General features: G+C 57.8%; 35 protein-coding genes and 1 tRNA gene. 15 read left to right on the top strand and 21 right to left on the bottom strand.

The window, feature by feature from the left end; genetic code table 11:
• Nucleotides 1-14: 14 nt before the first annotated feature.
• Entirely contained in the window at nt 15-497 is a 483-nt protein-coding gene (locus OK438_02725; protein ID MDA4124357.1) for a hypothetical protein, read from the bottom strand.
• Between the two features lie 100 nt (nt 498-597).
• Between OK438_02725 and OK438_02720 the strand changes: the two genes are divergently transcribed.
• Nucleotides 598-1,698 (top strand): hypothetical protein, encoded by a 1,101-nt coding sequence (locus OK438_02720; protein ID MDA4124356.1) that lies wholly within the window; start codon nt 598-600, stop codon nt 1,696-1,698.
• Between the two features lie 272 nt (nt 1,699-1,970).
• Here OK438_02720 and OK438_02715 read toward each other — a convergent pair whose 3' ends face one another.
• Nucleotides 1,971-2,429 carry a DNA-3-methyladenine glycosylase I gene (locus tag OK438_02715; GenBank protein ID MDA4124355.1) on the bottom strand — a complete coding sequence of 153 codons (459 nt, stop codon included), beginning with the start codon at nt 2,427-2,429 and terminating at the stop codon, nt 1,971-1,973.
• A gap of 129 nt (nt 2,430-2,558) precedes the next feature.
• Between OK438_02715 and OK438_02710 the strand changes: the two genes are divergently transcribed.
• The gene (locus OK438_02710; protein MDA4124354.1) at nt 2,559-2,867 is read left to right on the top strand and encodes a hypothetical protein; all 309 of its coding nucleotides are present in this window, start codon (nt 2,559-2,561) and stop codon (nt 2,865-2,867) included.
• 21 nt (nt 2,868-2,888) lie between these two features.
• Here OK438_02710 and OK438_02705 read toward each other — a convergent pair whose 3' ends face one another.
• Entirely contained in the window at nt 2,889-3,902 is a 1,014-nt protein-coding gene (locus OK438_02705) for a phosphate uptake regulator PhoU (protein MDA4124353.1), read from the bottom strand.
• A gap of 137 nt (nt 3,903-4,039) precedes the next feature.
• On the opposite strand from OK438_02705, the gene pstS reads away from it, so the two are divergent.
• Genes pstS through OK438_02680 form a run of 5 tightly spaced genes read left to right on the top strand, consistent with a single transcriptional unit; the run spans nt 4,040 to nt 8,536 of the window.
• The gene (gene pstS, locus OK438_02700) at nt 4,040-5,260 is read left to right on the top strand and encodes a phosphate ABC transporter substrate-binding protein PstS (GenBank protein ID MDA4124352.1); all 1,221 of its coding nucleotides are present in this window, start codon (nt 4,040-4,042) and stop codon (nt 5,258-5,260) included.
• A gap of 48 nt (nt 5,261-5,308) precedes the next feature.
• Complete coding sequence (gene pstC / locus OK438_02695; GenBank protein MDA4124351.1) at nt 5,309-6,244, top strand: phosphate ABC transporter permease subunit PstC; 936 nt, start codon at nt 5,309-5,311, stop codon at nt 6,242-6,244.
• Nucleotides 6,241-7,077: a phosphate ABC transporter permease PstA gene (gene pstA / locus OK438_02690; GenBank protein ID MDA4124350.1), complete on the top strand. Its 837-nt coding sequence runs from the start codon at nt 6,241-6,243 to the stop codon at nt 7,075-7,077. The genes pstC and pstA overlap by 4 nt, the downstream gene beginning before the upstream one ends.
• The gene (pstB, locus tag OK438_02685) at nt 7,070-7,897 is read left to right on the top strand and encodes a phosphate ABC transporter ATP-binding protein PstB (GenBank protein MDA4124349.1); all 828 of its coding nucleotides are present in this window, start codon (nt 7,070-7,072) and stop codon (nt 7,895-7,897) included. Before pstA ends, pstB begins: the two co-directional genes overlap by 8 nt.
• A gap of 12 nt (nt 7,898-7,909) precedes the next feature.
• A complete protein-coding gene (locus OK438_02680) occupies nt 7,910-8,536 on the top strand; it encodes a phosphate uptake regulator, PhoU (GenBank protein ID MDA4124348.1) in 627 nt (208 codons plus the stop codon).
• 10 nt (nt 8,537-8,546) lie between these two features.
• Here OK438_02680 and OK438_02675 read toward each other — a convergent pair whose 3' ends face one another.
• Genes OK438_02675 through OK438_02660 form a run of 4 tightly spaced genes read right to left on the bottom strand, consistent with a single transcriptional unit; the run spans nt 8,547 to nt 11,741 of the window.
• On the bottom strand, nt 8,547-9,338 hold the full coding sequence (locus OK438_02675; GenBank protein MDA4124347.1) for a hypothetical protein: 792 nt from the start codon (nt 9,336-9,338) through the stop codon (nt 8,547-8,549).
• Nucleotides 9,339-9,342: 4 nt separating this feature from the next.
• Nucleotides 9,343-10,200, bottom strand: a complete 858-nt coding sequence (locus OK438_02670; protein MDA4124346.1) for a DUF72 domain-containing protein — start codon at nt 10,198-10,200, stop codon at nt 9,343-9,345.
• Between the two features lie 54 nt (nt 10,201-10,254).
• A complete protein-coding gene (locus OK438_02665) occupies nt 10,255-10,878 on the bottom strand; it encodes a 7-cyano-7-deazaguanine synthase (protein ID MDA4124345.1) in 624 nt (207 codons plus the stop codon).
• Nucleotides 10,878-11,741, bottom strand: coding sequence for a 6-carboxytetrahydropterin synthase (locus OK438_02660; protein MDA4124344.1), 864 nt, complete (start codon nt 11,739-11,741; stop codon nt 10,878-10,880). Before OK438_02660 ends, OK438_02665 begins: the two co-directional genes overlap by 1 nt.
• A 58-nt stretch (nt 11,742-11,799) precedes the next feature.
• Here OK438_02660 and OK438_02655 point away from each other — a divergent pair.
• Nucleotides 11,800-11,876: transfer RNA gene (locus OK438_02655), tRNA-Gly, on the top strand.
• A gap of 73 nt (nt 11,877-11,949) precedes the next feature.
• On the opposite strand, the gene OK438_02650 is transcribed toward OK438_02655, so the two are convergent.
• The 3 genes from OK438_02650 to OK438_02640 all read right to left on the bottom strand — a co-directional run bounded on the left by OK438_02650 (nt 11,950) and on the right by OK438_02640 (nt 13,318).
• Nucleotides 11,950-12,414 (bottom strand): peroxiredoxin, encoded by a 465-nt coding sequence (locus OK438_02650; GenBank protein MDA4124343.1) that lies wholly within the window; start codon nt 12,412-12,414, stop codon nt 11,950-11,952.
• A gap of 26 nt (nt 12,415-12,440) precedes the next feature.
• Nucleotides 12,441-12,776, bottom strand: a complete 336-nt coding sequence (locus OK438_02645) for an arcadin 1 (protein ID MDA4124342.1) — start codon at nt 12,774-12,776, stop codon at nt 12,441-12,443.
• A 77-nt stretch (nt 12,777-12,853) separates the two neighbouring features.
• Nucleotides 12,854-13,318: a hypothetical protein gene (locus OK438_02640; GenBank protein ID MDA4124341.1), complete on the bottom strand. Its 465-nt coding sequence runs from the start codon at nt 13,316-13,318 to the stop codon at nt 12,854-12,856.
• A 284-nt stretch (nt 13,319-13,602) separates the two neighbouring features.
• On the opposite strand from OK438_02640, the gene OK438_02635 reads away from it, so the two are divergent.
• The gene (locus tag OK438_02635; protein ID MDA4124340.1) at nt 13,603-14,094 is read left to right on the top strand and encodes a DUF309 domain-containing protein; all 492 of its coding nucleotides are present in this window, start codon (nt 13,603-13,605) and stop codon (nt 14,092-14,094) included.
• On the opposite strand, the gene OK438_02630 is transcribed toward OK438_02635, so the two are convergent.
• Genes OK438_02630 through OK438_02615 form a run of 4 tightly spaced genes read right to left on the bottom strand, consistent with a single transcriptional unit; the run spans nt 14,091 to nt 16,062 of the window.
• Nucleotides 14,091-14,498, bottom strand: coding sequence for a hypothetical protein (locus tag OK438_02630; protein MDA4124339.1), 408 nt, complete (start codon nt 14,496-14,498; stop codon nt 14,091-14,093). The genes OK438_02635 and OK438_02630 overlap by 4 nt on opposite strands.
• Nucleotides 14,495-14,917 carry a hypothetical protein gene (locus OK438_02625; protein ID MDA4124338.1) on the bottom strand — a complete coding sequence of 141 codons (423 nt, stop codon included), beginning with the start codon at nt 14,915-14,917 and terminating at the stop codon, nt 14,495-14,497. Before OK438_02625 ends, OK438_02630 begins: the two co-directional genes overlap by 4 nt.
• Before the next feature lie 6 nt (nt 14,918-14,923).
• Nucleotides 14,924-15,301: a hypothetical protein gene (locus OK438_02620; GenBank protein MDA4124337.1), complete on the bottom strand. Its 378-nt coding sequence runs from the start codon at nt 15,299-15,301 to the stop codon at nt 14,924-14,926.
• Complete coding sequence (locus OK438_02615; GenBank protein ID MDA4124336.1) at nt 15,298-16,062, bottom strand: hypothetical protein; 765 nt, start codon at nt 16,060-16,062, stop codon at nt 15,298-15,300. The genes OK438_02620 and OK438_02615 overlap by 4 nt, the downstream gene beginning before the upstream one ends.
• 89 nt (nt 16,063-16,151) lie before the next feature.
• Here OK438_02615 and OK438_02610 point away from each other — a divergent pair, with 89 nt between their 5' ends.
• Both OK438_02610 and OK438_02605 read left to right on the top strand, forming a co-directional pair.
• Nucleotides 16,152-16,331: a hypothetical protein gene (locus OK438_02610; protein MDA4124335.1), complete on the top strand. Its 180-nt coding sequence runs from the start codon at nt 16,152-16,154 to the stop codon at nt 16,329-16,331.
• 217 nt (nt 16,332-16,548) lie between these two features.
• Nucleotides 16,549-18,081 carry a radical SAM protein gene (locus OK438_02605; GenBank protein MDA4124334.1) on the top strand — a complete coding sequence of 511 codons (1,533 nt, stop codon included), beginning with the start codon at nt 16,549-16,551 and terminating at the stop codon, nt 18,079-18,081.
• Nucleotides 18,082-18,207: 126 nt separating this feature from the next.
• Here the strand turns inward: OK438_02605 and OK438_02600 are convergent, their stop codons facing one another.
• Nucleotides 18,208-18,717 (bottom strand): hypothetical protein, encoded by a 510-nt coding sequence (locus OK438_02600; protein ID MDA4124333.1) that lies wholly within the window; start codon nt 18,715-18,717, stop codon nt 18,208-18,210.
• A 4-nt stretch (nt 18,718-18,721) separates the two neighbouring features.
• Nucleotides 18,722-19,474: a DUF5781 family protein gene (locus OK438_02595; protein ID MDA4124332.1), complete on the bottom strand. Its 753-nt coding sequence runs from the start codon at nt 19,472-19,474 to the stop codon at nt 18,722-18,724.
• Nucleotides 19,475-19,581: 107 nt separating this feature from the next.
• Between OK438_02595 and OK438_02590 the strand changes: the two genes are divergently transcribed.
• Both OK438_02590 and OK438_02585 read left to right on the top strand, forming a co-directional pair.
• Nucleotides 19,582-20,007: a hypothetical protein gene (locus OK438_02590; protein ID MDA4124331.1), complete on the top strand. Its 426-nt coding sequence runs from the start codon at nt 19,582-19,584 to the stop codon at nt 20,005-20,007.
• Between the two features lie 12 nt (nt 20,008-20,019).
• A complete protein-coding gene (locus tag OK438_02585) occupies nt 20,020-20,472 on the top strand; it encodes a M48 family metalloprotease (protein MDA4124330.1) in 453 nt (150 codons plus the stop codon).
• Nucleotides 20,473-20,478: 6 nt separating this feature from the next.
• On the opposite strand, the gene OK438_02580 is transcribed toward OK438_02585, so the two are convergent.
• The gene (locus OK438_02580) at nt 20,479-21,201 is read right to left on the bottom strand and encodes a PAC2 family protein (GenBank protein ID MDA4124329.1); all 723 of its coding nucleotides are present in this window, start codon (nt 21,199-21,201) and stop codon (nt 20,479-20,481) included.
• Between the two features lie 129 nt (nt 21,202-21,330).
• On the opposite strand from OK438_02580, the gene OK438_02575 reads away from it, so the two are divergent.
• Complete coding sequence (locus OK438_02575; protein ID MDA4124328.1) at nt 21,331-22,914, top strand: DNA topoisomerase I; 1,584 nt, start codon at nt 21,331-21,333, stop codon at nt 22,912-22,914.
• Here the strand turns inward: OK438_02575 and OK438_02570 are convergent.
• The 4 genes from OK438_02570 to OK438_02555 all read right to left on the bottom strand — a co-directional run bounded on the left by OK438_02570 (nt 22,885) and on the right by OK438_02555 (nt 26,200).
• Nucleotides 22,885-23,844, bottom strand: a complete 960-nt coding sequence (locus tag OK438_02570; protein MDA4124327.1) for an AIR synthase-related protein — start codon at nt 23,842-23,844, stop codon at nt 22,885-22,887. The two genes, OK438_02575 and OK438_02570, sit on opposite strands and share 30 nt — an antisense overlap.
• A 35-nt stretch (nt 23,845-23,879) precedes the next feature.
• A complete protein-coding gene (locus OK438_02565) occupies nt 23,880-24,695 on the bottom strand; it encodes an ECF transporter S component (protein MDA4124326.1) in 816 nt (271 codons plus the stop codon).
• Nucleotides 24,696-24,749: 54 nt separating this feature from the next.
• A complete protein-coding gene (locus OK438_02560) occupies nt 24,750-25,406 on the bottom strand; it encodes a haloacid dehalogenase type II (protein MDA4124325.1) in 657 nt (218 codons plus the stop codon).
• Nucleotides 25,407-25,546: 140 nt separating this feature from the next.
• On the bottom strand, nt 25,547-26,200 hold the full coding sequence (locus tag OK438_02555; GenBank protein ID MDA4124324.1) for a VIT1/CCC1 transporter family protein: 654 nt from the start codon (nt 26,198-26,200) through the stop codon (nt 25,547-25,549).
• Nucleotides 26,201-26,429: 229 nt separating this feature from the next.
• Here OK438_02555 and OK438_02550 point away from each other — a divergent pair, with 229 nt between their 5' ends.
• Nucleotides 26,430-26,552, top strand: a complete 123-nt coding sequence (locus tag OK438_02550) for a hypothetical protein (GenBank protein ID MDA4124323.1) — start codon at nt 26,430-26,432, stop codon at nt 26,550-26,552.
• Nucleotide 26,553 lies beyond the last annotated feature (1 nt).

Below are 26,553 nucleotides of genomic sequence, written 5' to 3'. Positions count from 1 at the left end.
ACTAGGCCGGGCCGCTATCGCTCACCAGTCTTTGTTGTCAGACCCACCTCCTTCAGGCTAAGCGCCGCTTGGCGCAGCGTGTAAAACGCTGAAAGGACCAGCAGCGCCCCTAGGGCAAACTCGATCAGACCAGTGTATGGGTAGAATGGTGAACCTGCCAATGAGCTGTAGACTTGGCCCGCGAAGTAGCTTATCAGCCCCTGGGGCGTAGTTATGCCTGCCATTACAGGAATAAGCGTCACCGTTCCAGCCAGAACCAGGAGAGAGGCGAGGATTAACTCTCCCGCTGCGATGACCACCAATCTGCCTGTCCCGGGTCTCTTCCCCGACTGGAGGGACTCGACGAACTTCTTGAGGCTGTCGTCATGCGAATCGGCTAGCTCATGCTGAAGCTTGGTCCTCAGGTCGCTGTCAGACCCGTGAAGCAGGACAAGGGCTTTGACGTCGAGTATCAGCTTGTCGAACAGCTCCTCCGCTTTCTCATCGTCAGCGCTCAATACGGGCTACTATCGTGGTTGCAACTTCTATTTCACCCTTGGCTCCGTCCCCACACATTCAGGAAAACGGTTATAGCAGGTGAGGCCGGTTCGGAAACGGTTGGATGCCTCTGGTTCGCTGAGGCAGACTGTCACTCATCTTTTCGACGCGGTGCGATACAGCGAGCACGCCAAGGAGCTCGAGGAAGCCGCCCAGAAGGCTGAGGCGAACCTCGAGGCCGGGCTGAACAAACTAGAGTCCCAGACCGAGGAGATCTTCAATCTGGTCTCCTCTTTCAAGAACGACCCTGAACTGCCTCTCAAAGAGCTCTCCAGGCAGCTCTCCGAGTTCCTCTTCACGGCCAAGGAGCAGGCAGGAGAGAAGCTGAGGCGGCGGGCCAAGGAGGAGCTGGCTGAACTGAGGAGGACCGCCGCCGGTGAGAAGGACAAGGCGACCAAGAGCCTCGAAGCATATCTCGCTGAAGACCCCCTCCCCATCATTGAAACCGCTGTCTCAGTCAGGCTCGCGAACGGCGTCTACGAAGCCCGTTCAAGATACGAGTGTGAAGGAGGTATGAAGTACGATTTCGGGCTTGCCGCGCAGAATTCTCGCCTCTTTCACGAGGAGCTGATGCTTTCGCGTCTCGGGTACGAACTCAAGGTGCCGGTCAGGTTCTCCAGAACCCTCCTGAAGAATAGGGTCCCCGGTTTCGAGAGGCTCGACCAGTACGTGTTGGCCGACGCGGAGACCACGGGAGGGAGGATTCGAGCAAACTTCCAGCGGGCGGGAAACGGCGGAAGAATGAAGATAGTGACTTCGGGCTCGGACGACCATGGTTTCGTCGGCCTCGAGTACACCGACGAGGCGCACACTGTCAATGTGATGAACGACCCATCACTCAGTTCCTACGTTGACTTGGATTCGATTAAGAAGGCGACCGAAGAGCTCGCGAAGGAGCTGGCCGATCTGGCCCAGAAGAAGGTGGCTCTTCTCAGGCTTACCCTTGACGGGGAGCAACCCGTGGAGAATGTAGACTGCTACAGAGTGCTACAGGTCGTGTTCGAAGTGTGGGGTCCTAGGTACAAGGCACTTGTCAAGAAGCTTACTGAAGGAAGGCCCGGAGAGAAGGGAGACAAGGGGCTAAGCGCAAGTTTCATCCACGACAGGCTCAAGGTCCTCGGGGACCTCTCCAAGCCCGTCGCGCAAATGATGGGGCTTTAGACCCTAGTCCGACCGCTGCGTGAATGAACAAAGAAAAACGGTTGGGGGTTCTTGACAGACAAAGCAGGGGGCTTTTGCTCTCCGCTATGCCTCCGATGAGAAGGAGGGCGCGGGCTATGCTGTATGCGTCTTCTTGGTTCACTCTTTTCACCCCCTCCAGGCGGTTCAAATGCGGCATCCAAGATAATACAGTAGCTTTGAACGAATATCTGGAAAACTCGTCCCGCCAAACCGGAAGAATTCTCTTGAATGGGGAAAAAAGCCTACTTTGACTAGTGGTGCCCTGCCATCCACGCCTTCTCCTCAGCGTTTGGCGTGAGCTTGTGCCCTACAAGCCAAAGGAACATTCTGGCAGAAGATGGTCCTAGGTGATGGAACCTTTCCTGAATGTCCTCCTGCAATTTCTGCTCGTCCCTTCCGAAGGACTGGAGGTACTCTTTGAACGACCCGAACTCCTTTCCCACCCGAACGAACTCTCCTGCGTTGTGCAAAGTCGCCCTGATCTTCTTCTCATTTCTGACTATCCCTTCGTCCTTCATCAACCTGGCGATGTCTCGTTCAGTCATGCTGGCGACCTTGGACGGGGAGAAGGCCCCAAACGCCTCTGTGAACCTAGGCCACTTGTTCTCAATCATCTTCCAATTGAGACCTGCCGCGAATATGGCTCTGGTCATCCTGCCAAAGTAGTCTGCGTCGTCCTTGGGCGGTGCAACATTAGAGGCCGGCGGCACAGAGGACGAAGCCGTGTACTCAGTATTTATGCGCGTCTAGGCGGCCAAACCACAGCTCCCAATACTTCGCATAGGCAATAGATTCCATTTCGGGAACCGCTTTATTCTCAGTACCTTAATTGGCCACCAATGAAACAAGAATTTCAGACGGTAGGGGCCCCTGATTTTGGCCAAGACAGATATCTTCCGAAGCAGAGCTTCGCTGCCTTGCTCGCCCTGGCCAGGAAGTCCCTCACGAGCGGCGAGCTGCGCTTGTCTCTGGGAGTGAATCCTTCGGAGTACAGAGAGCTGTTGGACGGGCTCCACAGGGATTACCTCGTGGACGTGGTCTCGCAGCTGGACGGGAATGAGGTCAGGGAGACCCTGCGCCTAACCGACGAAGGCGAATTGGCCCTCCTCCATACCTTGGAAAAGATGTGCGAACTGCCCGAGCAGTAGGACCTGCTTTCTTTATCAGATTTAAGGCTCTTTGACTGCGAGGTCGAGCGCGGCCTCCGAAATGTCGGCTCCGTATTCGGCCACTCTTCGTATGCTCTCCAGCATCAACTTCACCGAAGCCATCTGCGCACCGGTCATCTTGGGGCTGAGAATCTCCCCGCTCAGCTTCTCTTCAAGCCTGACGACTTCCTTCCCGCTCGAAATCGATTCCTCAGCGACCTTGGGGTCGAGCCTGAGCAGTGCCGTGATGGATCCCTCGAAGACCTTTCTGGACATTTGGGTCATGTCTTGAACCCTCTTGATTGCACCCTCAGGAAGCGAGGATAGAGACCCAGACTGCGCAGCAATGGAAACCGCATGGTCGGCGACTCTTTCCGTGCTCTTGGCGACCAGCCTGTACCCCAGGCAATCCCTCGCAGAGCTGAGCCCTATCTCCTGGATGACGGACCTGTCCCTGACTGCGATGTTCAGCTGTCTAAGAATGAAATGGTAAAACCTGTCCACTTCATCATCCCTCTGGACGACTTCCAGGGCGAGGGCCGAACCTCCCTTGTGCAGGGCCGCAGACGCGTCAGTGATCATCCCCGCTGCGATTATCGCCATCCTTTCGAGCGCCTTCTTGAGGGGGAGGTCCACGTATCCTGAAAGGCACTGGGTCAGGATGGCCGAGGGCGACTCCTCGATTATCTCGACCCCGACCAGCTTCTTCCGTATCCCCTCCCGTATCGACGCCCTCAGCGAAACGTCAGATCTTCCGAGGTTGATTCGGATGGTATCATATCCGGCCAGGTAGTAGGAAATGAAGTGGCGAAGGACAGCATCCTTGTCGAAACCCCCGATGACCTCGATGATTGCCTCGGTCTTCTCGGACTCTCTCAAATCTTTCTTTGGGATGATAAGAAGCGAAGAGTCAGCTTGGATCATTATCGCGACAGCATCTTTCGGCCTTAACCCTACGTCTTTGACCCATGTCTTGGGCAGAGAAACGACGAAGCTGTTTCCTCCTGTTACCTGCACTTTCCGGTACTCGGGCACGTTATGCTTGGATATAGTGCCAATATATAATTCTGCGGCTTTTCGCTTTGGCAATATACTCTCTATTGGGCACAATATCCCCTCACGTAGTACGTCGGCGAGCAATATATCCCGTCGAGGGTCGGCTTAATCCGAACATGAACGTCAACAAGAACGGTATTAGCTCAACTGTTGCGGGACTGGCTGTAGCACTCGTCGTAGTCATCGTAGCAGCGGGGGCCTACATCGCCCTCAATCCTGGCTCGACGACTACCCTGACCGTGACGACAGGGACCACTCAGACCAGTGTTGTAACAAGCGTGGGGACTAGTACGGTAACTAGCGTGACCACAGCAACCACAACCTACTATCCTCTAACACTCCAGGCAGGAGGCTCGACCTTCGTGAACCCAATCATGCAAGTTTGGGCTACTAGCTTCAACCAATACAGCAACGGTGCGGTCCAGACCAACTACCAGGCCATCGGAAGCGGGGCTGGCATCACCGGGATTCTGAAGGGAACCTTCGAGTTCGCAGGGAGCGACGCGCCAGTATCCTCTTCGCAGTCTGTAAACTACACGGCGGCAAAGGGCCCACTATTGACGATCCCCGAGACGCTGGGTGGGGTCGCAGTATTCTACAACATTCCAGGCGTGACCGTGAGCCTCAACCTTACAGGCCCAATCATTGCCAAGGTCTACCTCGGCCAAATCACAAAGTGGAACGACACCTCCATCAAAGCGCTCAACCCGCGCGTCAACCTACCAGGCAACACAATTGTGCCGGTCCACAGGTCTGACGGAAGCGGCACAACCTATGCCCTTACCAATTACTTCGAAAAAGTCAGCACAAACTGGAATGCTTCGTTCTCCTCAGGCTGCCCATGCTTCGGGACTTCGGTCAGTTGGCCAGCCTTCGAGATCGGCGCCAAGGGAAGCGGTGGAGTATCGGCATACGTCCAGCAGAACCAGAACACAGTCGGCTATGCGGACTCGTACTACGCCTTCTCCAACAAGCTCAACGCGGCCTCAATACAGAACAAGGCCGGCCACTTCCTCGCTCCATCCATAGCCAACATCGCTGCGGCTGCGTCGGATTTTGCAGCACAGATTCAGGCCAACCCAACCTACGCCATAACCAACGCTCCAGGAACCTCCTCCTACCCCATCGCGACGTACACATACCTCCTGGTGTGGCAGAACCAAACCAACCAACAGCAAGGCTACGACACAGCGCACTTCTTCTGGTGGATTGTCAACCAGGGGCAGGCATTTGGGCCTAGTCTCTTCTATCCGACTCTGCCTTCGGCAGTGGTCTCCATCGATCAATCCATCATCGCGAAGATGAACTACAACGGCGTTCCATTCATCAGCGGCTGAGTGGAACCCGCCTTCTCTTTTTATCATGTCCAATCGTAGGTTTCGCCAATGAAGGGGCGCAGCCGCGCTGATGCCATCTTCAAGGCTCTGACCATAATTTTCGCATCTGTAGTAGTGGGACTTGCCGCTCTGTTCTTCTATGAACTTGGAACGGGCTCCTCGCTTACCCTCGGAACAGGGTTCTCGTTCCTGACCGGCTCCCGGTGGGACCCTATCGCAAACGTCTTCGGCATACTTCCCATGCTCTACGGAAGCCTGGTCACCTCGGCCATCGCCCTGGTGATCGGGGTTCCAATCAGCCTTGGTGTCGCCGTCTTCCTTTCCGAATTGGCTCCACACCGAGTCAGGTCCCCCTTCTCATTCGTGGTCGAGATGCTCGCGGCCGTTCCTAGCGTGGTCTATGGCCTCTGGGGCTTGTTCGTGCTCGCGCCCATCCTCAGAGACAACGTCTATCCGGGGCTGCGAACCTATCTGGGATTCCTTCCCATCTTCCAGAGCTCCAGCACCCAGCTTCCCGGGGTAAGCATACTGACCGCGGGGATAATCTTGGCAATCATGATTATCCCCATAGTCTCGTCTATTTCCAGAGATGCACTCCTGGCTGTTCCAAACTCCCAGAGGGAGGCAGCCTATGCCCTCGGTGCGACCAAATCTGAGGCAATCAGAATCTCGGTGCTGAGCTACGCTCGGTCCGGCATCTTCGCAAGCATCTTCCTCGGCCTGGGGAGGGCCTTCGGAGAAACCATCGCCGTTACAATGGTCATCGGAAATACCCCCCTAATCACAGGTTCGCTCTTCTCCCCAGGCTACACCCTGGCAAGCCTCATCGCGAACGAATTCACCGAGGCGACGGGAACGGTCTACATTTCCGCGCTTGTGGAGGCCGGCCTCGTGCTCCTCACCGTGGTGTTCCTAACCAACATAGCGGCGCGGCTGTTGATCAGCAGGCTCGTGAAGAGCAGGGAGGCTGCTTCCTACCTATGATGTCCCGCAGGTTCCTGGCCGACAAGATTTGGCTCTCCCTTGCCTTCGTGGCAGTTGTCGTGGCCATAATCCCACTGGCGAGCATCCTCTACGAGGTCACCAGGCTTGGAATCTCGTCCATGAACCTCGACTTTTTCACCAAGCTCCCTCCCACCCCTCTTCCGGGGGCGGTTGGTGGTATGGGCAACGCCATCGAGGGGAGCCTTATGCTGGTCGCCCTCGCATCCGCCATAGGCCTGCCAGTAGGGCTCTTCTCTGGGATCTTCATCTCGGAATACGGCAACAACTGGTACGGCTCCACCGTCAGATTCCTGGGAGACGTCCTGGTAGGGAACCCTTCCATTGTGATAGGAATTCTTGGCTACATACTCCTGGTCCTTCCCTTCCATGGGTTCTCTCTGTTCGCGGGCGGGATTGCCTTAGGGGTAATGATGATACCCATAGTTTCGAACACCACAGCCGAGGCCCTAAAGTTAGTCCCCAACTCGCTCCGCGAGGCCTCCCATGCGCTGGGGATCAGGAAGTGGAGGACGTCCATCCTGGTGCTCGCAAACGCCAAGAGCGCTGTTGCCACTGGAGCCCTCCTGGCCCTTGCCAGGGTGATGGGGGAGACCGCGCCCCTCATCCTGACCGCCGGGATCAGCACGCTCTGGTTCTCGAGCCCGTTCCAGCCAGTCGCCTCTCTCACATACTACATCTACTACTTCGGCACCTCTCCCTTCCCGAACTGGGTGAACCTGGCCTGGGGAGCCGCCTTCATCCTCATTTTGATTGTGATGGGAGTCAACCTCGGGGTACGGATTATAACACGGGGGAGGACTGGCCATGCTTAGAGAGGAGCTGCCCACGGCGACAGACATCGAGGAGGTCAAGCCAGCCGCCAGGTACACCGGCGAGGGAGCCAAGCTCCATGTGCAAAATCTCAACGCGTGGTACAATAAGAGGCAGGCTCTGTTCAACATCGAACTTCCAATCAGACCCAACCAGGTCACGGCTATGATCGGACCGTCTGGGTGCGGGAAATCGACCCTGATTCGATGCATGAATAGGATGCACGAGCTCGTGCTCGGAGCCACTGTGGAAGGACGGGTCCTCCTGGACGGCGCTGACATCTATGGAGCTGACCTCGATGCGGTGGATGTGAGGAGAAGGATTGGGATGGTTTTCCAAAAACCGAACCCCTTCCCGAACATGTCAATCGCGGACAACGTCGTCGCGGGCCTAAAACTGAACGGGGTGAAGGACAGGGGGAAGCTCGAAATGGCCACGAGGAGGAGCCTCGAAGAGGTCTACCTGTGGGAGGAGGTCAAGGATGAGCTCAAGCGTTCGGGAGCCAGCCTCTCCGGAGGCCAACAGCAACGGCTTTGCATCGCCAGGGCTCTTGCCATAGAACCCGAAGTGATTCTCATGGACGAACCCTGCTCTGCCCTCGACCCTACGGCGACCGCGAAGATTGAGCAGCTCATAGCCGAGCTCAAGAGAAGCTACACTGTAGTCATAGTAACCCATAACATGCAACAGGCTTCGAGGGTAGCAGATTACACCGCTTTCATGTATTTGGGCAAGCTAATAGAATACGACGAAACTGCAAGACTGTTCGAAAATCCGAAAGAGCAGCTGACCGAGAGGTATATCACAGGGAAATTCGGCTAAAGGAGAGAGAACTTGCCAAGACTAATGGACATGGGGCTGGACAAGCTGAACAGTATGATGCTCGAAATGGCGACCCTCTCAGAGAACGCAGTGACAGCCGCCATCGACGCCTACAGCAAAGGAGCGAAGGCCACCCAGGTCGGAGAATGGTCAGACCACCTCCAATCGCTTCACAGGCAAGTGAGCGACCTTTCAATGGAAGTAATTGCGAGATATCAGCCTGTCGCGTCCGACCTCAGGTTCATCAAGGCTTGCTTCGAAATCTCCTACGGATACTACCGCTTTGGTAGATACGCCTTGGACATAGTCGAGGTCCTCGACATGTTTGGAGACCTGGACAAGTGCGACCGCAAGGCGGTCCTCGAGACCGCTCGGACGTCGCAGGAGATGATCAGGATGAGCGTGGACGCTTTCGCGCGCCGGGACGTCGCCCTGGCGAGGAAGATCCCGAAGATGGACGACACGGTCGACGAGGCCTACAGACGCCACGTCAGGACCGTGATGGTCCAGAAGAAGGACATCAGGTGCGCCCTTTCAGCCGGGCTCATCCTCAGGTACCTCGAACGGATTTCTGACCACGCCACCTACATCGGACAGTCCGTGGATTACATCGTTACTGGCGTCGAACCTTCAATCTGACAACGACTGCCTAGTCGAAAGAGATCACGCGGGTCGAGTGCTCTCCAGGAACTACTGTGACCCTGTCATTCTTGGAGACCCTGACCCCATCTCTCCCGGATTGGACCCCGTAGACCCTGGCGTCCGCATCACGGAACAGAGATATCTCGACCTGGCTCCCCCAGGGCACCGTGTATCTGAACGGGGGTTCCATGGAGCCAGAACGTTCGATGTAGGTCGGATTGATGTGGCAGATGCCAAGCTGGTCTATCCGAAACTTGGAGAAGGCTGACGCGCGGAATCCACCGCCAGAGATCCTTTCGGGGTAGGAATAGTATCCAGTAGACCCGGCCGCGGTGGTGACCACCACCCCGTCTCCGATGACTGCTTCCTCAGTCGAAGCCCCTTCGCCCTTCGTCCTAACCTTGTACCTCAGGCAGTTGCTTTCTGCCCCCCTCTGGACATACACGTCCGTGAACACTTCGCCGAGGCTCTTCTGGTTCTTGAAGACTTCGAGCCGCTTCTGCTCGCTGACTTTGAAGCTCCCTGTCTTCACCCTCTCCAGAACCTCCGGGAGCTCGTCGTAGTAGGCGGCCGCAAGGAACGCCTTCGAGCCCGTCACCTTGTTCGACCTGACCCCTACGAACAGGAGCGGGACCGTTTCTGTCCTCCCATACTCGCCGAACACCCCGTCCCCTCCGACGACCACTCCGAGATCTGCCCTTCCCGTGGTCATCTCCAGACCCGCGTCCTTGATGACCCTCTTGAGCTCCCCCGGGTCCACCTTCGGCCTTCCTCCGTCCATCAGAATCTTCACCTTCATCTGCTCAGGCTCCCTCCGTCCCCACGAATTCCATCATGCTTCCCTCCCCAGAGCTCCTACCGCCACTCTCGATGAACCGCGTGGCCTTCGCCCCGACCTCATCCTGTCGGGGAGTGGAGACGCCAAGCATCCCCATCATCTTCAGAGAGTTCTCCACAGCGAACCCGTGGAAGTGGTTGTTGAAGTAACCGAAGGTCTTCTTCACCCGGGAAGCGACCTCCTTCACCTTCGGCACCCATGCTTTCAGCTCCGCCTCTTTGTATCTGTAGTTGTACCAGGGCCTTGTCCCTCTCCCGTGCCAGCGCACGAATGCGAAGTCTGCCGTCACCACTATGTCCGGGGGGAGCAGAGGCTCATCCACGATCACGTTGGCGACGTTCCGGCTCCGAAGCATCGACCAGACCTCGTCCCTCAGCCAGGAGGGGTGCCTGAACTCTACTGCGAACCTCACGTCCTCGGGGACCGCCCCCAGGAAGCCCTTCAGCTTGTCGAAGTCGGCCTGATAGGAGTAGCTCGGGGGGAGCTGCACCAGGATCGGCCCCAGCTTCCCGCTGGCTATCAGGGGCTTCATCAGGCTCAGGAATCTGACCAAGTCTGATTCGACCCCCTTCCCTAGGTCGAGCTTCTTGTCGTGTGTGATCAGCCTCGGAAGCTTTGCCGAGAACACGAAACCGTCGGGGGAATACCTGGACCATCCTAACACCAGCCCCTTCGAAGGATAGGCGTAGAAGGTCGAATCCACCTCGGCAGTCCCAAACACCTTCGAATAGAAGGACAGCTTGTTGGTGCTGGAGCTTGGGTAGAAGACTCCCGCCCACTCGTTGTAGGACCATCCCGAAGTGCCGATGAGCAGGTCAGCCAAGCCTTCGGGCTCGGCGGCCGCCTGTCGATTTAAGCTGATGGTTGGAAGCCGTCTTCAGCCCCGGGTCTCTCGAAGCGGGTCGGCGACCCCCGCTTCAATGAAGGCCCAGATCCGCGCGAGGCATCCGTCGCACTTCCAACAGTGGGTCTTCCCTTGGCGGTGGCAGCTCCAGGTCTCTTCGAACGGTACGCCTAGAGACTCCGCCAGCCTGATCACCTGCACTTTCGTCCTTCCGCCCAGAGGTCTGAGGATCTTGATTCTCTTCGACCTTAGGAATCTCGACCCTGCCCACATGGACCTTTGGAGTTGGTTGAAGAAGTCTGGTCCGGCGTCCACGAATGTCCTCGCATCGTCTTTGTTGTGTCCGCCGATGATGGCGTCGGCACCTACCTCCTCGGCGACCGAGGCCGCCACGGAATAGAAGATACCGTTTCTCATGGGTATGTAGGTAGGGGGCATTTCTCCACGGTTGAACCCAGGGATATCCCCCGCTTCTCTGAGATCTGGGAGTCTGAAGAAGCTGTGGGCGGCGACCCCTGCCGAATGCGCGACCCCCCTGGCGGCAACAATCTCCCCCCTGACAATGCCTCGGTATTCGAACGTCAGTGCTCTTAGCCGGTACCTGCCCTTGGCCAGGTAGGCACAGGTGGCTGAATCGATCCCGCCCGAGAGGAGCACTACCGCTTCTTTCGTCGTTCCTCAACCTCGTCTTGGTGGACCTGGGCGACGAGATGGCTCCCTTTGTTAAGCCCCTCATAGACGTAGACGCCTACCGCCGTCACGTTATCTGGCATGCGCGGAGCGATCCTCGAGAGGACTTCCCTGGCGAGGTTCTCCACCGTCGCTTCTCCAGAAAGCAGGACAGTAGTGGCTCTGGGCGCCTTGATCGCGAAGTCTCCGTGGACAGTCCTGAACTTGAGAGATACACTCCTGGAATTCATCTTGGTCACATACTTTTCCCTGATGAAGAGCTTGTGGTCAATGCTCCTTACTGCGTCCCTGATTATTTCCTTGGCCACTCCAAAATCAACCACCATCCCCTCGACCGGCTTCCCCACCAACTCCACCAGCACCGAGGAGGTGTGCCCATGCATCACCGAACACTTCCGTGTCTTCGGTAGGATGTGGGCGTAATCGAAGTTGAAGGATGGGTCGTCTAGGAAAATGGTCTGAAGGTCTCCCGTCTCCCCGAGTGACAGCACGCGTATCCCGTGGTCGAACTCGTCGCTCCGCAGCGCGTCCCTTCTTACGATCAGGCAGTCCCTCCCGCCTTTTCGCAGGGCCTCTCGCTCGGGCGCACTCAGGTCCCTTTCGACAAATACCCAGGTCCCGTTGACCAGGAAATCAGCACGGAGTTGACCAGCTCCCGTGACCCTGACATCCTCTTTGTATCCGATTCCAAGGGAATCGAGCAGACTCGCAATCAGCTGATGGACGCTCGTCTTCCTCGACCTCGACCCGCCCCTGTAGGTTCTCTCATACCCCCCCGTTGAAAGCCCCTTCAGCCTTGGCGCCAGCCTTGAGAGGAGGTCCTGCTTCATGCTCTGGCAGTCCCGCAATGGGTTCGTTTATAGTATTTCCAATCTCAGGCACGTCGGCGCGGCCTTGATCCAGCCTGGTTAGGATAGTGGCTTCCCAAGCCACTTGCCCGGGTCCAAATCCCGGAGGCCGCACCATCCACCTCTTCAGGAGCCTATGCTGGATCACTCCAGGAGTTCTTCCTCGACGGTCTGGGCCGGAGTTGGAGGATCAGCGTGGCAGCGTCTTCAGCGCCTCGATCGCCTCAGACACATGTCGCCTAGGATTGATCTGAGAGGAGAAGATCCGACGTACGACGCCTTGCTTGTCGATAATGAAGGTCACCCTTCCGGGGAGCAGACCGAGAGTCGACCGGACGCCGTAGATCTCCCTGACCTTCCCACCCTTGTCGCTCAGCAAAGGGAACTTGACATCGCACTCGCCTGCAAAGCTTGAATGGCTTTCGGTTGAATCAGAGCTTACCCCGATGACCTCGGCCCCCATCTCGTTCACTTCAGCGTAGTTCTCGCTGAAACTTCTCGCCTCCGCGGTGCAACCCATAGTGAAGTCCTTTGGGTAGAAGTACAGGACCACATTCCTTGAGCCAACGTAGTCACGCAAGGAAATGACCTTCCCGTCTTGAGATTCCAGGGCGAAATCCGGCGCCCTGTCTCCCTCGCGGACCTTTCCGCCCAACTCGGTGCTCAGCTCCCCGGACTGCCTCAGGTCCCTTCGGTTATCTTCTTCAGGGCGAAGGAGCCGTTCCTGATTTCCAGCTCATACACTTCGTTGACGTCCAGCCTCATCCCCAACATGTCGTATTCGGATTCCGTGAGAGTCATGATCACCTTCGAATACCCAAAGTCCCTCATCTGAGGCATCAGGCCCATTCCCTGCAGCTGGGAGACCATGCCCTGGATGAGCCGGCCTTCATCGCCGGCAGGGAACATTTCGGGCCTTCGCGCGTCTCTGACCTCCACTAGCTCAATCTGCTTGGCGGGGAGGCCTGTTAGCGGGTCGGTCACGCTGCTTATCCGATTGACCTTTACCTTGCCCATGCTTCGAAACAGTTCCCGCAGCTCACTATAAACTAAGCGGATATTGAGTTTGCACCAGGTTTGCTCGGTGAAAACGACTAGTCTTGGGACGCGTCGGCCTGGCTTTCGGGCTGCTGCGCACCTTCCGCACTCTCTGGCTGCTGCGCTCCTTCGGCGCCTTCCTCGGCCGCAATTATCGCCTCGACCTCGTCTGGAGAAATCACGCGGGCCATGACTAGGTTCCCGAGTGAATTGCCTGATGCCTCCCCGGTCATCCTTCCCGTGTCTCCCCTGAGCTGGCGCCACTTCAGCTTGGTGTTCCCGCTCTTGGAGGTGTAGATTATCCCGAGGATATCCCTTGCGTTGATGAACTTGATGTCCCGGATCTGCTTCAGGTCAACCTTGTCGACAGCTTCGACGTATATGGAACCCTGGTCTCCTTCCTTCTCCGGGAAGACCTCTGGGTCCCGGAAGTACGACTCCGGGATGTAGCTCCTGCACGTGCTGTTGATCAGGAACCTGCGGAATCCCTCAAGGTAACAGGTCAGGTCTAATTGTACCAAAGGCCCCGCCGAAAGCGCCCGAACGATTCAGTGGATATAAACTAATACCCGAACTCATCCGTTTCATCCCAGTTTCCCCCGTTGACAGTTCTGGTCAAGGCTTTAACGAAAGCCACAGACAACCTGCCTTGGTGGGTGATGACCTGAATAGCTCGATTGAAAGCAATGAGAAAGATCTTGAGTCCGGAACCCACCACCAAGCCAAACGGGTCCTCATGCGATATCTAGTCCGGTTCCGCGCGCCTTCCGATCCGAGGGAGGACTTCCTGAGAGGGATAAAGTCAATGGCACGCGCGACGGGCGCCGATGTCCGAAACCCGAAGTGGACCTCGTATGGGGCCCTGGAGTTGGACGTCTTCGTCCCCTCGAAACTCGACTTCGAGACCTTCGTCGCGGCCGCCGAACCCCTCGGGACGCTCGAATTCATCCGGGACCTCAACCAAGCTCCTAGGCACATGACCGAGGAGGAGCTCTTCGCGGAAGCGAGGAGCCAGTTCAACTCCGAGAGGTATTGGGAGTGTCACGAGACCCTGGAGAGCGCCTGGCGGACCATGGAGGGGGACGAGAAGCGCTACGTCCAAGGAATAATACTCGTATGCGCAGCCTTCGTCCACCTCCAGAAAGGAGAGAAGGACATCGCCCTCGGCGTCCTAGGGAGGGCACTGAGACAGCTGGATTTCAAAGATCCCACCTACCATCGAATCGATACGGCCGCCTTGCGACGCAACGTCGGGCGAGCTGTGTCTACTGGCGAACTCGAGATCTTCAGGGTTTAGCCGAAGACGGGGAGGTTCATCGGGTTCGACTGTTCGGTGAGCGCCGACCTCGGAATTGCTGCGACCAAGGAGAGAACTGCCGCCAGAAGTGCGAGTGTCAGTGTCAGCCAGAAGTAGGTCGCGCTCGCCTCGCCGGTAATGCTGACCAAGAGGACGGCAATCAGGACTGATACACCGGTCTCTCCGTAGAACGCCCTTCTCGGACCCACATAGCTGATCGCCGAGTCGAAGATCAGAAGGATTCCTAACGCCCCAAGGATCGTGATCACGGACCAAGGCGACGAGGCGCACTGTGCGCCGGAGGGACATTGAGATGGATATGCGAAAGAAGAGAACAGACTACCTCCAGTCGACAGGAGTCCGGTCGCAACGCCGGCGACGACCGCAAGCCTTCCGAAATTCATTTCGCCATCGTCAGTTTGTAGTACCCAGCTTCGATGTTCTTGTTCACATACTCGTCGACCAGGTACAGCCCGTGTATCGGATTGGCCACCCGCGGAGCGAGGGACCAGTCTGCCCCTACCACGAACTCGTGCACCTCGCCGCTCCTGCACGCGTGGGTGATCTTCTTCCCAGGCTTGACCCCTAGGCTGTTCATGTAAACCTCCTTCAGGGTCGTACAGGTCAACACCCCCCACTTCTCGTCATCGGGTATCGTTTCGAACCCGACGCTCGCTTTCAGTGGCTCACCGTACCTCTTGTCGTCGCAGAACAGCTTCCTGCACCCCCTGCATCGCCAGACGTCGACCACTCCCTGCAGGTAGTTGTCGCGATTGACGTTGATCATCCCCATGAAGACAATTTCATGCTCGTGCGCCGCCATGGCTTCCTACTCGCCCCCCTCGTCCGTCCTTTTCTCCGTTGCGGCCTCGTAGAAAGGTATCAGTTCGAGGATCAACCTGTCTGTCCTCATCCTCCGGTCGTTTATCTCCCTGACCATGCTCTCCCTCCAGGTCCGATACTGATTGGCCACGCCGAGCCTCGGATGGACGGGAATAATCCTCTGTCCGTCGCCGGAGAGGATTGTCATTCCTCGGTGGGTGAGCCCTTCGGCCAGCTCGTCCTTTGGCGAAGCCGGGACCGACCCCTGGCGGAGGATTTTCAAGTAGTAGGATGCCTCGTCTCTGGTGAGTCCGGTCTCGGCTCCAAGCCTGGACACCAGGTCCTCATCATCCCGGACTGGACCCTTGGGCGCGACTCGCTTCAAGGCTTGGTCGTCTCGGGAGAGTCCCAGAGGAACTCGAAGTAGTCCTTGGCGAAGCTGGCAAGTCCGTGGTGCGAAGCCCAGATCGCCAGGGGGAGGGAGCCCTGTTCTGTACCTCCCAGCAGTAGGATGACCTCCCTCGAATCCGAAATGAGGCCCCCTCCATACATCGTCTTCCTCGTTCTGATCTCCGCGTACCTCTGTAGCTTGTCGGCCGCCCCCCGTGGCAAGTCGGTGGAGGTGAGGATGAGGCTCTTGACCCCCTTCTCCTTGAGCGTGGCCAGCAACGGTTCAATTCTCTCAGTGAACGGGAGCAACTGGGCCGGGAGCGCGACGAGCAGCTCAGTCCTGCAGTTCAGGAGCAAGTTCTTCACCCGGGAAAGTATCTCGTTCGTCCCGCGCATGATCCAGATGTCCGGCTTCTCCTGCTCTCCTCTGCTCACATAGATTCCCATCAGCTCCTCAAGCGCAACCTGCTCCTTTTCCTTCCTCTCAGTCTCCTGCCGAGACTTCAGCTCCTCGAGGGCCGTGTCCGGAGGTTTGGCTGTGTAGACAATCGGCCTGCTCTTCTGCACCTCAACCCATCCACGCTTGTGGAGCGACTCCAGGGCGTCGTAGACCTTGGAGTATGGAATCCTGGCCTCCCTGCTGACGTCGCTCGCAGTCATGGTCCCACCTTTGAGGAGGGCCACGTACGCCTTGACCTCGCTCCCGGTCAGCCCCAAGGCCTCCAGCGCCGAGCTCGCCGGCTCGCCCAGGGTCAAGGTCCAGCCAGGCCTCCCATATTCCGGCTTGCAACGGGAAGACGGCCAAAAGTGTATATCCCGCGCTCCTCGGGGACGACCGAAGGAACTTGTGCAAGCACGAGACCCTCGAGTATGTTGGCGAACAGAAGACCGACGACGGGGTCAACATGTACTACAAGTGCAAGGCCTGCGGGGACATGCTCGTCGTCACTCCAGAACGAAAGGTGATTGCCATCAAGGGAATCCAACCAGACGAGCCTTCAAGCACACGGGGCAAGCCTGCCTGACTTTAACCTTTCACCCTCTGTAAAGTTAAAATGCTTATATGCTCTGCTCGAAGAGGAGTACTCCAAGCGTTTCGCATTGGCTCAAATCGCAGATATCAGTCTAGAACTCAAGAAGCAGGTTTCGAAGGGCAATTTCATCCGCCAGACCCAGTCGATATGTCCTGACTGCAACAGGATCCTGCCCGCTATCGTCTTCGAGAGGGACAACAAGGTCTGGATGACCAAGACCTGCCCAGAGCACGGCGAGACCGAGGAACTCTACTTCGGTTCCTATGAAATGTACAGCAAGTTCTCACGATACTGGAAGGACGGAAAGGGCACCCATGCCGCCAACGTGCCCATGGACGTCTGCTCCTGCCCTGCAAACTGCGGGCTCTGCTCGAACCACCTCTCGCACACTGGGCTCTCCAACATCATCGTCACGAACCGCTGCGACCTGACCTGCTGGTATTGCTTCTTCTACGTCAAGAAAGGATTGGAGGGGGCCTACGTCTACGAACCGACCCTAGACCAGATCAGGGAAATGGGCCGCTCGCTCAAGGCCGAGAGGCCAGTCGCCGGTAACTCTGTCCAGATAACTGGCGGCGAGCCGACAATCAGGGAAGACCTCCCGACCATCATCAAGATACTGAAGGAGGAAGGGGTCGACCACATACAGCTTAACACGAACGGAATCAACCTCGCGCTCAACCCAGGGCTCGCCAAGCGCCTGAAGGACGCAGGCGTCTCAAACCTTTACATGAGCTTCGACGGAACGACCCCGAAGACCAACCCCAAGAACCACTGGGAGGCCCCGTACGCTATCGAGGCGTGCCGCAGGCAGGGAGTAGGCATCGTCCTCGTCCCCACCGTCATCAAGTCGATTAACGACCACGAACTGGGCGACATCATCCGCTTCGGCCAGAGGAACATCGACACGGTCCACGCGGTGAACTTCCAGCCTGTTTCTCTCACAGGAAGGCTGACAAAGACGGAGAGGGCGAAGTACAGGATAACGATTCCTGACTGCATCGATAGGATTGAGGAACAGACCAACGGCGAAATTACAAAAGACGGCTGGTTCCCGGTCCCCTCGTGCTCCCCGGTGACAGGCTTTATCGAGGCATTCACCAAGAGGGAACAGTACGAGCTTTCGATACACTTCGCGTGCGGCGCAGGGACCTACGTCTTCAACGATCCAGACAAGAAGAGGCTCGTTCCTCTGCCAGAGTTCGTCGACATTCCAGGCATGATCGAGTACCTAGACGAAAAGAGCGAAGAAATCTACTCAGGGACTAACCGCTACATCGTGGCGGCAAAGGTCCTCACCAAGCTCTCGTCCTTCGTCAACAAGGAGAAGCAGCCCAAGAGCCTGAGCTTCGCGAAGCTCCTCACTGACGCGCTGATCAAGCACGACTACACCGCCATCGGCCAGTTCCACCTGAAGAGCATGTTCCTGGGGATGATGCACTTTCAGGACAAGTACAACCAGGACGAGGAGAGGCTGCAGCGCTGCGACATCCACTATCTGACGCCAGATTTGAGGATCATACCCTTCTGCAGCTTCAACGTCATCCCCGAATGGTACAGGGACCGGATTCAGCAGAAGTACGGCATGGCCATCGAGGACTGGGAAGCCAAGACAGGAAGGAAGCTGGAGGACGGACTATACAGAGGAACGTTGAGGCGCGGTGGGCATGTCCAGGGTTGCGGATGCGCGGCAGGCGAGCACGGCGAGCCTCTGCCAATGCAACCAATCACGGGCACCTAGATCTGCGGCTCGATATTCAGTTCCCACTCATCGGTCTGTTCACCTCCGCCAATTCTGGCCCCCGAGGGATTCCACTCGGGTTCCGCCCAGAGTGCAGCTGGCTACCCTGTAAAGGGAGGCAGCGGGCTACATCGCTCCGCCGGCTGGCTGCTGACAGGAGGCCCCCGACGGCATTATGTTGCCCGGCTGGGCGGCGACTGAAGCTACACTGTAGACGATGGTGAACTCGCTCCCCGTGGCGACCGACCTCACTGCTATGGACAGGTTTACACTCGAGAGCTCGGCGGAGCTGGGTGCTATCGTGAAAGGCATGAAGACAGTCTGTCCGCCCGCGATCGAGCTCAACCCAGTGTCACACACCGGGGTGTTTGCGGAATCAGAGACCGCAGACGTGAGCTGCGCGTAGAGCGGCACGTACCCACCGTTCAACCAATGGATGTGGAACGCGTACTCCGTCCCGTTGAAGGTGGAGGAAGTTACCGAAGCGTAGTCTCCAAAGGGCTTCTCCTGGAGGGGAAAACTGTCATTGGACCAGGCGAGGTACCCGAGGTACAGAGAGAAGACGACCGCTCCCGCTATGGCCACAAGTACGAGGAACTTGGTGCTCGACGGGCGCCTACTTCGACCCTGGTTCAACTTGTCATCTCAGGTCGTCTAGCCTGGATGACGAGCGCATTAGCGACAGGATCTTGTCGAAGTACTCCTCGATGGCCTCCTGGAGCTGCTTCTTCCCCCAATCCGACCGGGCGTTCTCCAGGAACCCCTCCAACCACTCGAAGTCTGCTTCCGCATGTTGGCCGAGGGCAACTACGAACCCCTTGTTCCTATACGCCATGTCGCTCTGACCATCGAGTATCTTCCTCCTCTTCAGCGAGGCTATGGCAAAGGCGTTCCTGGACAGGAGCGCCGAGTCCAGGACAGGGTCTCCCGAAGGCTTCTCCGCGACCCACTCAGAGAAGAACCGCTTCGCCATTTCGAGCTCCTTTTCGTCCATTACGGCGAAGACCACGTCGTCCACGAGGATGTTCTGAAGGTGGTTGAACGCGTCTATCAGATACTCGGTCTCCTTCGCACGCAGGCCGTCTTTCTCCTTCAATCCCTGGAGTATCTCCTCGAGCATCTCCCCGTCGTGAGAGTGCGCCCCCCTCTCCGTGAAGTAGATGTGTGCTAGTTCGTGGAGGACCAGCCCACCAAGCATCTCGGAATCTAGGGCCCATTCTGAAATCACTATCCTGTGAGACTCCCCCTCCTTCTTTGCATATCCCATTATGGAGAGGTTCGGGTCGACCGAGAGCACCACTGGAGAGTTCACCACGTATCCCTTGTTTCGCATCCTGTCCATGGCCCACTCCAGTGTGTTCTGAAGGGACCTATCCACTTTCTCCGCGTGCATTTCGTTCTCGTCACGCGATGGCGCCTTCGGATAAAGGTCTCGGTGTCCCCTGAGGCCTGACATAATCCATCGCAAGCCTATTCTACCACCCGTGGGACAATCCGGTCATGGGAGCCAAGCGCTGGGCCAGCGGAATCCTCGCGGTCGTCGGCGGGTTCCTGATGGTATTCAGCGGATACACCTCCCGCGGACTGCTCTTCCAAGCTCTGAACATCTACGTCGCACCGAATCTCTCTGACTTCCTTAATGGCCTCGCTCTGAACGCCGCTGCCCTTGCGGTAACTATCCTCGTCATTCTGATAGGGCTGGGCGGCATCACCGTCCTCGCAGGCGGCTTGGTCATCCTACTGGGGCACGTCAGGATAGGACGGATTCTGATCTACCTGGGGGGTGGAGCGGGTTTCCTCGGCCTCCTGATCTCCTTCGGCTACACATCCTACAAGCTGGGATTGGACAACGTCCTCCTCTACGCTCCCTATTGGGTCGGCCTCGCCATGGCCATTATCGGCCGGCGCCTGGCAAAGGGAGCCTGAGCTGCGGGCTTCATGCCTGAGACTCGCGTTTTCCAAGGGGTCCTCAGCGGGGAGGTAACCTTCAGGGCGAAGGACAGAAGGTTCGCCCGCCTCTTCAGGGACGCGGTCAGACGGCCGCCCAAGTCTGTGCCGAAGATCTCGACGTTGCGTGAAGTCGCGCTCTCAAACCATCCGACCAAGACCACCGTCGGTCTCACGAGGTACTCGAAGGTGAGGTTCCTGCTCCTCTTCGCGAGACCGAAACAGACCATTACCTTCTACTCGGACCTCTTGGATGCCCTCTCTGACAAGGCGGCGGAGGCCGTAATCGCCCACGAGCTGGCTCACGCCTGGCTCAACGAGCACGTCGCCCCGGAAGAATCTCCGGCCAGGGAGAAAGAGGCAGATAGGCTGGCAAGAAGCTGGGGGTTCAGTGCCGAAATGGACGCCCTCGACGGGGAAGCCGAGACAGTCCCTTCAGCCTAGGGGAGCCTACTTGTAGATCGTGGTGTTCCCGCCGTTCCCCGGCGGCGGCTGAAGCTTGGCGCCTGAGACTAGCTCGTCCATAGCTATCTCGAACCCAGCCATGGCCGAGAGGACTCCCAGGAGTCTGGCCACCGACTTTGGATGCGGGCTGGGCTCTCCGTGGTCCACAGACAGCTTGTACCCCCTTATCCCATAATCCGCCGCCATCCCGACGACCATCGAAGCGAAGAATGGAGCAGCCTCTTCGGTAATGATCTTGACCCCGTTTTTCTTCAGCTTGGCAACTCCTTGTCCGTCCGTCGCGAACCCGTTCGGAACCGGCTCCGCCTCAGGAGTAGGATTCTCAGCCCACCTCGCGCCGATGGAGTAGAGCTCCTTTACCCCGATCTCCTTCGCGTAGTCAAGGATGAGCTGGGAGAACTCATGCTGGTCTTCCATGGGGCTCGCATCACCACTGAATAGCACCACATCTTTCTTCCCCCGATTTACATCAAAGCCGCAGGAAGGCAGGGTCGACACTCCGCCCTCCCTGATGAGGACTTCTGGAGGGAACGCGGAAGAATAGACGGTCGCGACCCTCTCGAACTCCATCTTCTTCACCATGTATTCGGCTAACTCTCTCGCCTGGGAGTACATCGACCTGTACTGCGGGATGGACGTCGACACTGCGACGACCAGGACCGGCCTGTTGAATGTCTTACGATCTTTCTTCTCGAAATCCAGCCACATGGGAAGGGCGACCCGTTTCTCGACCCTCTTGTATTAACCCATCGTTCGGACTGCGCGCACACAGAACCCGACTGGTTCGATCATCATTTTTCTTAAATACGGCAGGGTCAAATCTTGACTATCCGATTCATGACCGCTTACTGGACGACCCTCTCCCACCACGGCGTCAACTTTCCTGACCTCTACGCGCCCAGGGGCCTCTCCGCCTCTGTGAAGGGGAGGACGTTGCCCCTCTCTCCCCTGGCAGAAGAGATGGCATACAACCTCGCCAAGAAGAAGGACACGCCGTACATCCAGGACCCTGTCTTCACGGCGAACTTCATGTTGGACTTCCTGAAGGTGCTTCCCCAGTGGTGCAGAGGTGCGAAATTCGAGGACGTCAGCTTCTCCCAGCTCTTCAAGATTGTCGATCAGGAGAAGGCCGCGAAAGAAGGCATGGGCAAGAGGGCGAAGAAGAAGCTAGCGCGTAGCAGAAAGGAAAGGAGAGAGGCCCTGAAGGCCAACTACGGCAAGGCCATCCTTGACGGCAAGGAAGTGGACATCGCCAACTGGCTCGTCGAACCCCCAGGTCTGTTCATGGGGCGGGGCCAGCACCCGATGAGGGGCAGGTGGAAGCCGAGGGTGAACCAATCTGACGTAACCCTGAACCTCGGCGAGTCGGCCACGGTGCCACCCGGCCATTGGAAAGAAGTGGTCCACGACCACAACTCGATGTGGATGGCAAAGTGGATTGACAATCTCATGGACAAGGAAAAGTACGTCTGGCTCCACGAGAGCTCCCCTCTCCAGCAATCGAGGAACAGGGCGAAGTACGACAACGCCCTCAAGGTAGGCTCGAACATCAAAAAGATCCGTTCAAGAATAATCCGGGACCTCGTTTCAAAGGACGAGCGGACCCGCCAGGTCGCGTCCGTCTGCTACCTGATCGACGTCCTTGGGATGAGGGTCGGAGACGAAAAAGACGAAGACGAGGCGGACACAGTTGGAGCGAGCACCCTGAGGGTCGAACACCTAAGGATCGAAGGCCCGAGCGTTGAATTCAACTTCCTCGGCAAGGACTCCGTGCCCTGGAACAAGCGTGACGCCCCCCCGCCCGCGGTCCTCCGAAACCTACAAGAATTCACGTCAGGCAAGCGGAAGGAAGCCGAGGTCTTCCACGACGTCGATTCCGGGATGGTCAACCAATACCTCTCCTCCATCGTAAAGGGACTGAGCGCCAAGGTCTTCAGGACGTTCCACGCCACGGCCAAGACACGCGAAGCACTCCAGTCAAAGGACGTCAGGGACGCCGACGACCTGGAGAAGCTCTACCATGCAAAGGAGGCCAACCTGAAAGCCGCGATATTCTGCAACCACCAGAGGACGCCTCCTAAGACCTGGGAGCTGTCCCTGGAGAAGAAGAAGCAAAAGCTGGAGGCCGCGAGGGAAGGCGCGAAAACGGGCGACAGGCGCGCGCAGAAGCTCCAGATGGAGCTCGACTTCTTCGTGCGGACGAAGAACTACAACCTCAACACGTCGATGAAGAACTACATTGACCCGCGGGTCTTCAAGTCCTGGTGCGACTATGTGGGACTGGACTGGGCCAAAGTCTACAGCAAGTCCATGCAGAAGAAGTTCTCCTGGGCGGCCGGGAGCTCACATCCCTGGAAAAGCGAAGAAGACACTACGAAGGCCGCTCTCACGTCAGACCGGGCGCCCAAGCACTCGCCATAGCTCATCCTCTGGCGCGGACCGCATCCACTGTTCCTTCCCGCCCCGAGTCACCAGAATTCGTCTCCTCCGGGTGAACTCCCCTACGCGGGTGACCTTGCAGATGGGCGCGAGTGCCTTCTTCACCCTGGACTCACTTCCCCTTTCCACTGCCAGGAGGAGCGACCCGGAACCGATCAGTTTCAATGGGTCGAGTGAGAGCCGCTCGCACAGAATCCGCGTCACGTCCGCGACTGGCACAAGCTGCTCCTCGAGTCTGAACCCGAGCCCCGAGGCGAGGGACATCTCGAAGGCAGCACCCAGGACCCCTCCTTCGGTGCAGTCGTGCATTGCGTGGACCGCGCCCGTCTGGAATCCGGCGACCGCCTCGTCGACGATGCTCATCTGCGAAACGAACTTCGCCGCACTCCGCGCGACGGCCTTGGAGATCCCGGCTGCAGAGGCCACGTCCCCTCCCGCGATTGCCGCCGTTCCCTCGATGCCCGCCGTCTTGGTCATCAGCAGTATGTCTCCCTCCCGGGCGTCCCCCGACGACACATACCTGTTGACGAAGCTGAAAGCCGTCACTACGATGATTGGTCTCATCAGACCAGGAGTGACCTCGGTGTGCCCGCCGACGATCGCGATGCCCAGCTCCTTGGCCGCGGCATCCATCTCCTGGGCCAGCCTCCTGACGTAGGCGACATCCGACTGCTCAGCTAGCAGCACGACGGATTCTGCGAACTGGGGCCTGTTCCCACTGGTGGCGACGTCGTTGGCGCTGACGTTCATCGCATAGCGGCCTATCTGGGAAGCCACGCCTGTGATGGGGTCCGCTGAGACGATCATGTACCCCTGCCGCATTTTGATCGCTGCGAAGTCTAGACCCGCATTTGGCGGGGTGACTATCATCGAAGATGCGGCGCCGGTCGCCTTCAGTACTGTTTCGCGCATCACACCTATCGGAAGCTTGCCTAGGGGGAGTCGATTCATTTCGAAGCCGGACTTCCGCTCATGCCCGTCCCCGAGGTCTGTTTTGGATTCCGCCTAACAATCCTTCTGTAACTTCGCACTACTGGCACCGCCACCAACAGGCCAACGAGCACCTGTCCTATGTTGAAGGGCGCCTCTGCCGACGCTGTGATGAAACCAAGCTGTAGCACCATGGATTCATAGATGAAGTACCCGATGACCATCTCCGACCCCCCCGCTAGGATAGCAATGATTGTCCAGCCAAGCTTTTCGTCGAGAGACAGGCCGACCCCCACAACAACTAGGAATGCAGCTACTCCAACAACGATCCAAAGTTCCCAAGGTAGGTTGAAGTTGGCTGAGAATTGAGGGCCCACGGCCGTCGTTGCGGGAGAAATAGATGAGCAGTTCGCCGAACAGTAGGAGAGTCCAAGGTACAGGTTCTGGGGGCCCGAGAGGTAGTCCATGCCGAGGAGGGCTACCAATGTAGCCAACACCCCTCCAAGAAGAGTGCTGATGGCCACCCATAACCTTCGGGTCAGATTTGCCATAGGCAGGTTCGTCAGGTAACCGACGATCAGCCCTTCCATCCCCTTGATCACAAGCGTACCGGGCGCATACACCGGCGCAAGCAAGGCGTCGGAAATTGCCGACCCGACCCCCCCTGCGAAAGCTCCGATGTAGGGCCCCATCAACATGGCGACGACATACACCATTATCTCGCCGATGTTGAAGTAACCCTTTGTTGCAGGGATGACGATCACGAACCCCAAGGTGACCGCCGCGACGAAAGCTGTGAAGATAGCGGTGCTCGCAACCGTCCTGGTGCGCATCCTGAATCCTAGTCTCGGCCTTTCTGGGGAAGAAATATACCTTCTGCGTCGATTTCATTCAAGCAGGCTTACGAGGCCCTCCATGCTGTCCGCGATGTAAAGGGGCTCGGCTCCGGCGGGCAATGCCTGTCTGTACCTGTTCACCCAGGCAGTCTGGATGCCGATCTTTCCAGCCGGGACGATGTCGTGGAAGACGCTCTGTGCGACATGAAGGATCTCGTCTTTGGTGGCCCCGGTCATCTCCATGAACCTCAGCCAATGAGCGTGGGCGGGCTTGTAGCTTCCCACATCCTCTGCAGTAACGTAGCCGTCCAATTTCAAGCCGTTCTCCCTAATGGTCGCGGTGAGCAGGTCAACGTCGACGTTCGACAGAATGTATCTCTTGTAGCCGTGCTTCCCCAGACTTCTCAGGGCTGCCTGAGTGTCAGGGAAGGCGGGCCACGAGGAGACCGACCCCGCAAACCTTACTGCGGAGTCTTTAGTGGTCTTGAGTCCCAGTTCCTCCGCGAGTCTCAGCGATGTCTTCCTGAGCACTTCTCTATACTTCTGGTAGTCCGCCTCTTCCAGCTTCTCCGCCGCAGCGTAGGACTCCATGAGGGCGCCACCATGCACCGGGAGCTTACCGAACGACGCCTCGAGCGACCTCTCAATTCCCTTCTGCCAATCGATCAGGGTTCCGTAGCAATCGAACGTGAGGTAACGAAACTTCATCTTGACTTCCTCCCGGATGTCCGCGTAGAGTCGGGTATTATCTCCAGTCTGCGCTGGGGCCCGAGCGCATCTTCGCGCGCGGCTCCGTGTGGATCCAAGCAGAGCGGACCATGGATGCGCGGTTAATGAACCTGTGATCCTCAGAGCGCCGAAATCAGATAACCTACGCCGTACAGGAGCCCAGCCGCAAGGAGGCCGACCAGGGCAGATTCAAGGCCGGCCTTGGGCTTGAAGTGGCTCGGTGTGAAGACCCTCGAGCTCAGGGCGAACAGGGCACAGAGCGACAGCGCAACCGAAGCCACGAGCGCCTCGAAGTGCTCCAAGCGGAGGCCGTAAGGGGAGAGCGCGAGCAGTGCGAGGAGGAAGAAGGCCAGCCCCGCCGACCCTGGCCGGACAAGGGGGTCCGTGGCCAGGTCCTCGATGTTGAGCCGCAGTTCGTGCCTCAGCTGGGTTCTGAGCCACATCTCCTTGTCCTTAACAAGCCTCCCCATTATGACATCGACCTCGTTCTGCTTGTAACCATCCTTCCTGAGCAGTTCCTCGAGCTCTGCCTTCTCCTCCTCGGGCTCCGTCTCGATTTCCATGCGCTCCCGCTGGACGTCGATCCGGAGGGATTCCATCTCTGCCCGGCTCGAGAGATAGCTGCTGAAGAACATGGAAAACCCTCCTGCGATCGCGAAAGCGAAGCCAGCTAGCAGGATGGTGCCGAAGGTCACCTTCGCCCCGTTCAGGGCCGCAGTCATGGCCACTGCCTCTATCGCCCCATCGCTCCCGCCGAGGACAATCTTGTCCATGATCTGTCTCCCGGGTATGTGCTGGTGCTTCTCTTGCTGGATTTTGGGCAGCGGTGCTCGGATTTAACATGAGAGGTTCATATTTAGGGATTGGCGCCTCCTGGGCCCAAACAGAGGGCCTTTGACCTGCAGGGGATGAATCTAGGCTTTAGAATTCGCCTAGGCGGAGGCGACCTTCGTCATGCGTAGGCACAATCTTAAAAACAGCGGTCTCTGAGGAGGACGCCACATGACCCTAGACGAGAAGATCAGATACGGAATGATAGCCCTCAGTGGCGCGAGTCTTGTTTTCGCGACACTAGGACTAAAGGTAGGTCCGCTCGAAATCATCGGCGGCTTCGGAACAGGCTAGA

Source organism: Nitrososphaerota archaeon, from assembly GCA_027887005.1.
Taxonomy (GTDB): Archaea; Thermoproteota; Nitrososphaeria; order Nitrososphaerales; family Gagatemarchaeaceae; genus UBA183.
The sequence above is the reverse complement of the archived record's forward strand: the minus strand, read 5'-3'. Positions and strand labels throughout refer to the sequence as shown.

Excerpts from the sequence above, each read along its gene's own strand:
- OK438_02570 (MDA4124327.1), bottom strand. The coding sequence starts at position 23,844 with ATGCGCGAAACAGTACTGAAGGCGACCGGCGCCGCATCTTCGATGATA.
- OK438_02565 (MDA4124326.1), bottom strand. The coding sequence starts at position 24,695 with ATGCGCACCAGGACGGTTGCGAGCACCGCTATCTTCACAGCTTTCGTC.
- pstC (MDA4124351.1), top strand. The coding sequence starts at position 5,309 with ATGAAGGGGCGCAGCCGCGCTGATGCCATCTTCAAGGCTCTGACCATA.
- OK438_02575 (MDA4124328.1), top strand. The coding sequence starts at position 21,331 with ATGACCGCTTACTGGACGACCCTCTCCCACCACGGCGTCAACTTTCCT.
- pstB (MDA4124349.1), top strand. The coding sequence starts at position 7,070 with ATGCTTAGAGAGGAGCTGCCCACGGCGACAGACATCGAGGAGGTCAAG.
- OK438_02710 (MDA4124354.1), top strand. The coding sequence starts at position 2,559 with ATGAAACAAGAATTTCAGACGGTAGGGGCCCCTGATTTTGGCCAAGAC.
- OK438_02585 (MDA4124330.1), top strand. The coding sequence starts at position 20,020 with ATGCCTGAGACTCGCGTTTTCCAAGGGGTCCTCAGCGGGGAGGTAACC.
- pstA (MDA4124350.1), top strand. The coding sequence starts at position 6,241 with ATGATGTCCCGCAGGTTCCTGGCCGACAAGATTTGGCTCTCCCTTGCC.
- OK438_02630 (MDA4124339.1), bottom strand. The coding sequence starts at position 14,498 with ATGAATTTCGGAAGGCTTGCGGTCGTCGCCGGCGTTGCGACCGGACTC.
- OK438_02560 (MDA4124325.1), bottom strand. The coding sequence starts at position 25,406 with ATGAAGTTTCGTTACCTCACGTTCGATTGCTACGGAACCCTGATCGAT.
- OK438_02555 (MDA4124324.1), bottom strand. The coding sequence starts at position 26,200 with ATGGACAAGATTGTCCTCGGCGGGAGCGATGGGGCGATAGAGGCAGTG.
- OK438_02660 (MDA4124344.1), bottom strand. The coding sequence starts at position 11,741 with ATGAAGCAGGACCTCCTCTCAAGGCTGGCGCCAAGGCTGAAGGGGCTT.
- OK438_02625 (MDA4124338.1), bottom strand. The coding sequence starts at position 14,917 with ATGGCGGCGCACGAGCATGAAATTGTCTTCATGGGGATGATCAACGTC.
- OK438_02590 (MDA4124331.1), top strand. The coding sequence starts at position 19,582 with ATGGGAGCCAAGCGCTGGGCCAGCGGAATCCTCGCGGTCGTCGGCGGG.
- OK438_02580 (MDA4124329.1), bottom strand. The coding sequence starts at position 21,201 with ATGTGGCTGGATTTCGAGAAGAAAGATCGTAAGACATTCAACAGGCCG.
- OK438_02645 (MDA4124342.1), bottom strand. The coding sequence starts at position 12,776 with ATGGGCAAGGTAAAGGTCAATCGGATAAGCAGCGTGACCGACCCGCTA.
- OK438_02635 (MDA4124340.1), top strand. The coding sequence starts at position 13,603 with ATGGCACGCGCGACGGGCGCCGATGTCCGAAACCCGAAGTGGACCTCG.
- OK438_02675 (MDA4124347.1), bottom strand. The coding sequence starts at position 9,338 with ATGAAGGTGAAGATTCTGATGGACGGAGGAAGGCCGAAGGTGGACCCG.
- OK438_02550 (MDA4124323.1), top strand. The coding sequence starts at position 26,430 with ATGACCCTAGACGAGAAGATCAGATACGGAATGATAGCCCTCAGTGGC.
- pstS (MDA4124352.1), top strand. The coding sequence starts at position 4,040 with ATGAACGTCAACAAGAACGGTATTAGCTCAACTGTTGCGGGACTGGCT.
- OK438_02595 (MDA4124332.1), bottom strand. The coding sequence starts at position 19,474 with ATGCACGCGGAGAAAGTGGATAGGTCCCTTCAGAACACACTGGAGTGG.
- OK438_02605 (MDA4124334.1), top strand. The coding sequence starts at position 16,549 with ATGACCAAGACCTGCCCAGAGCACGGCGAGACCGAGGAACTCTACTTC.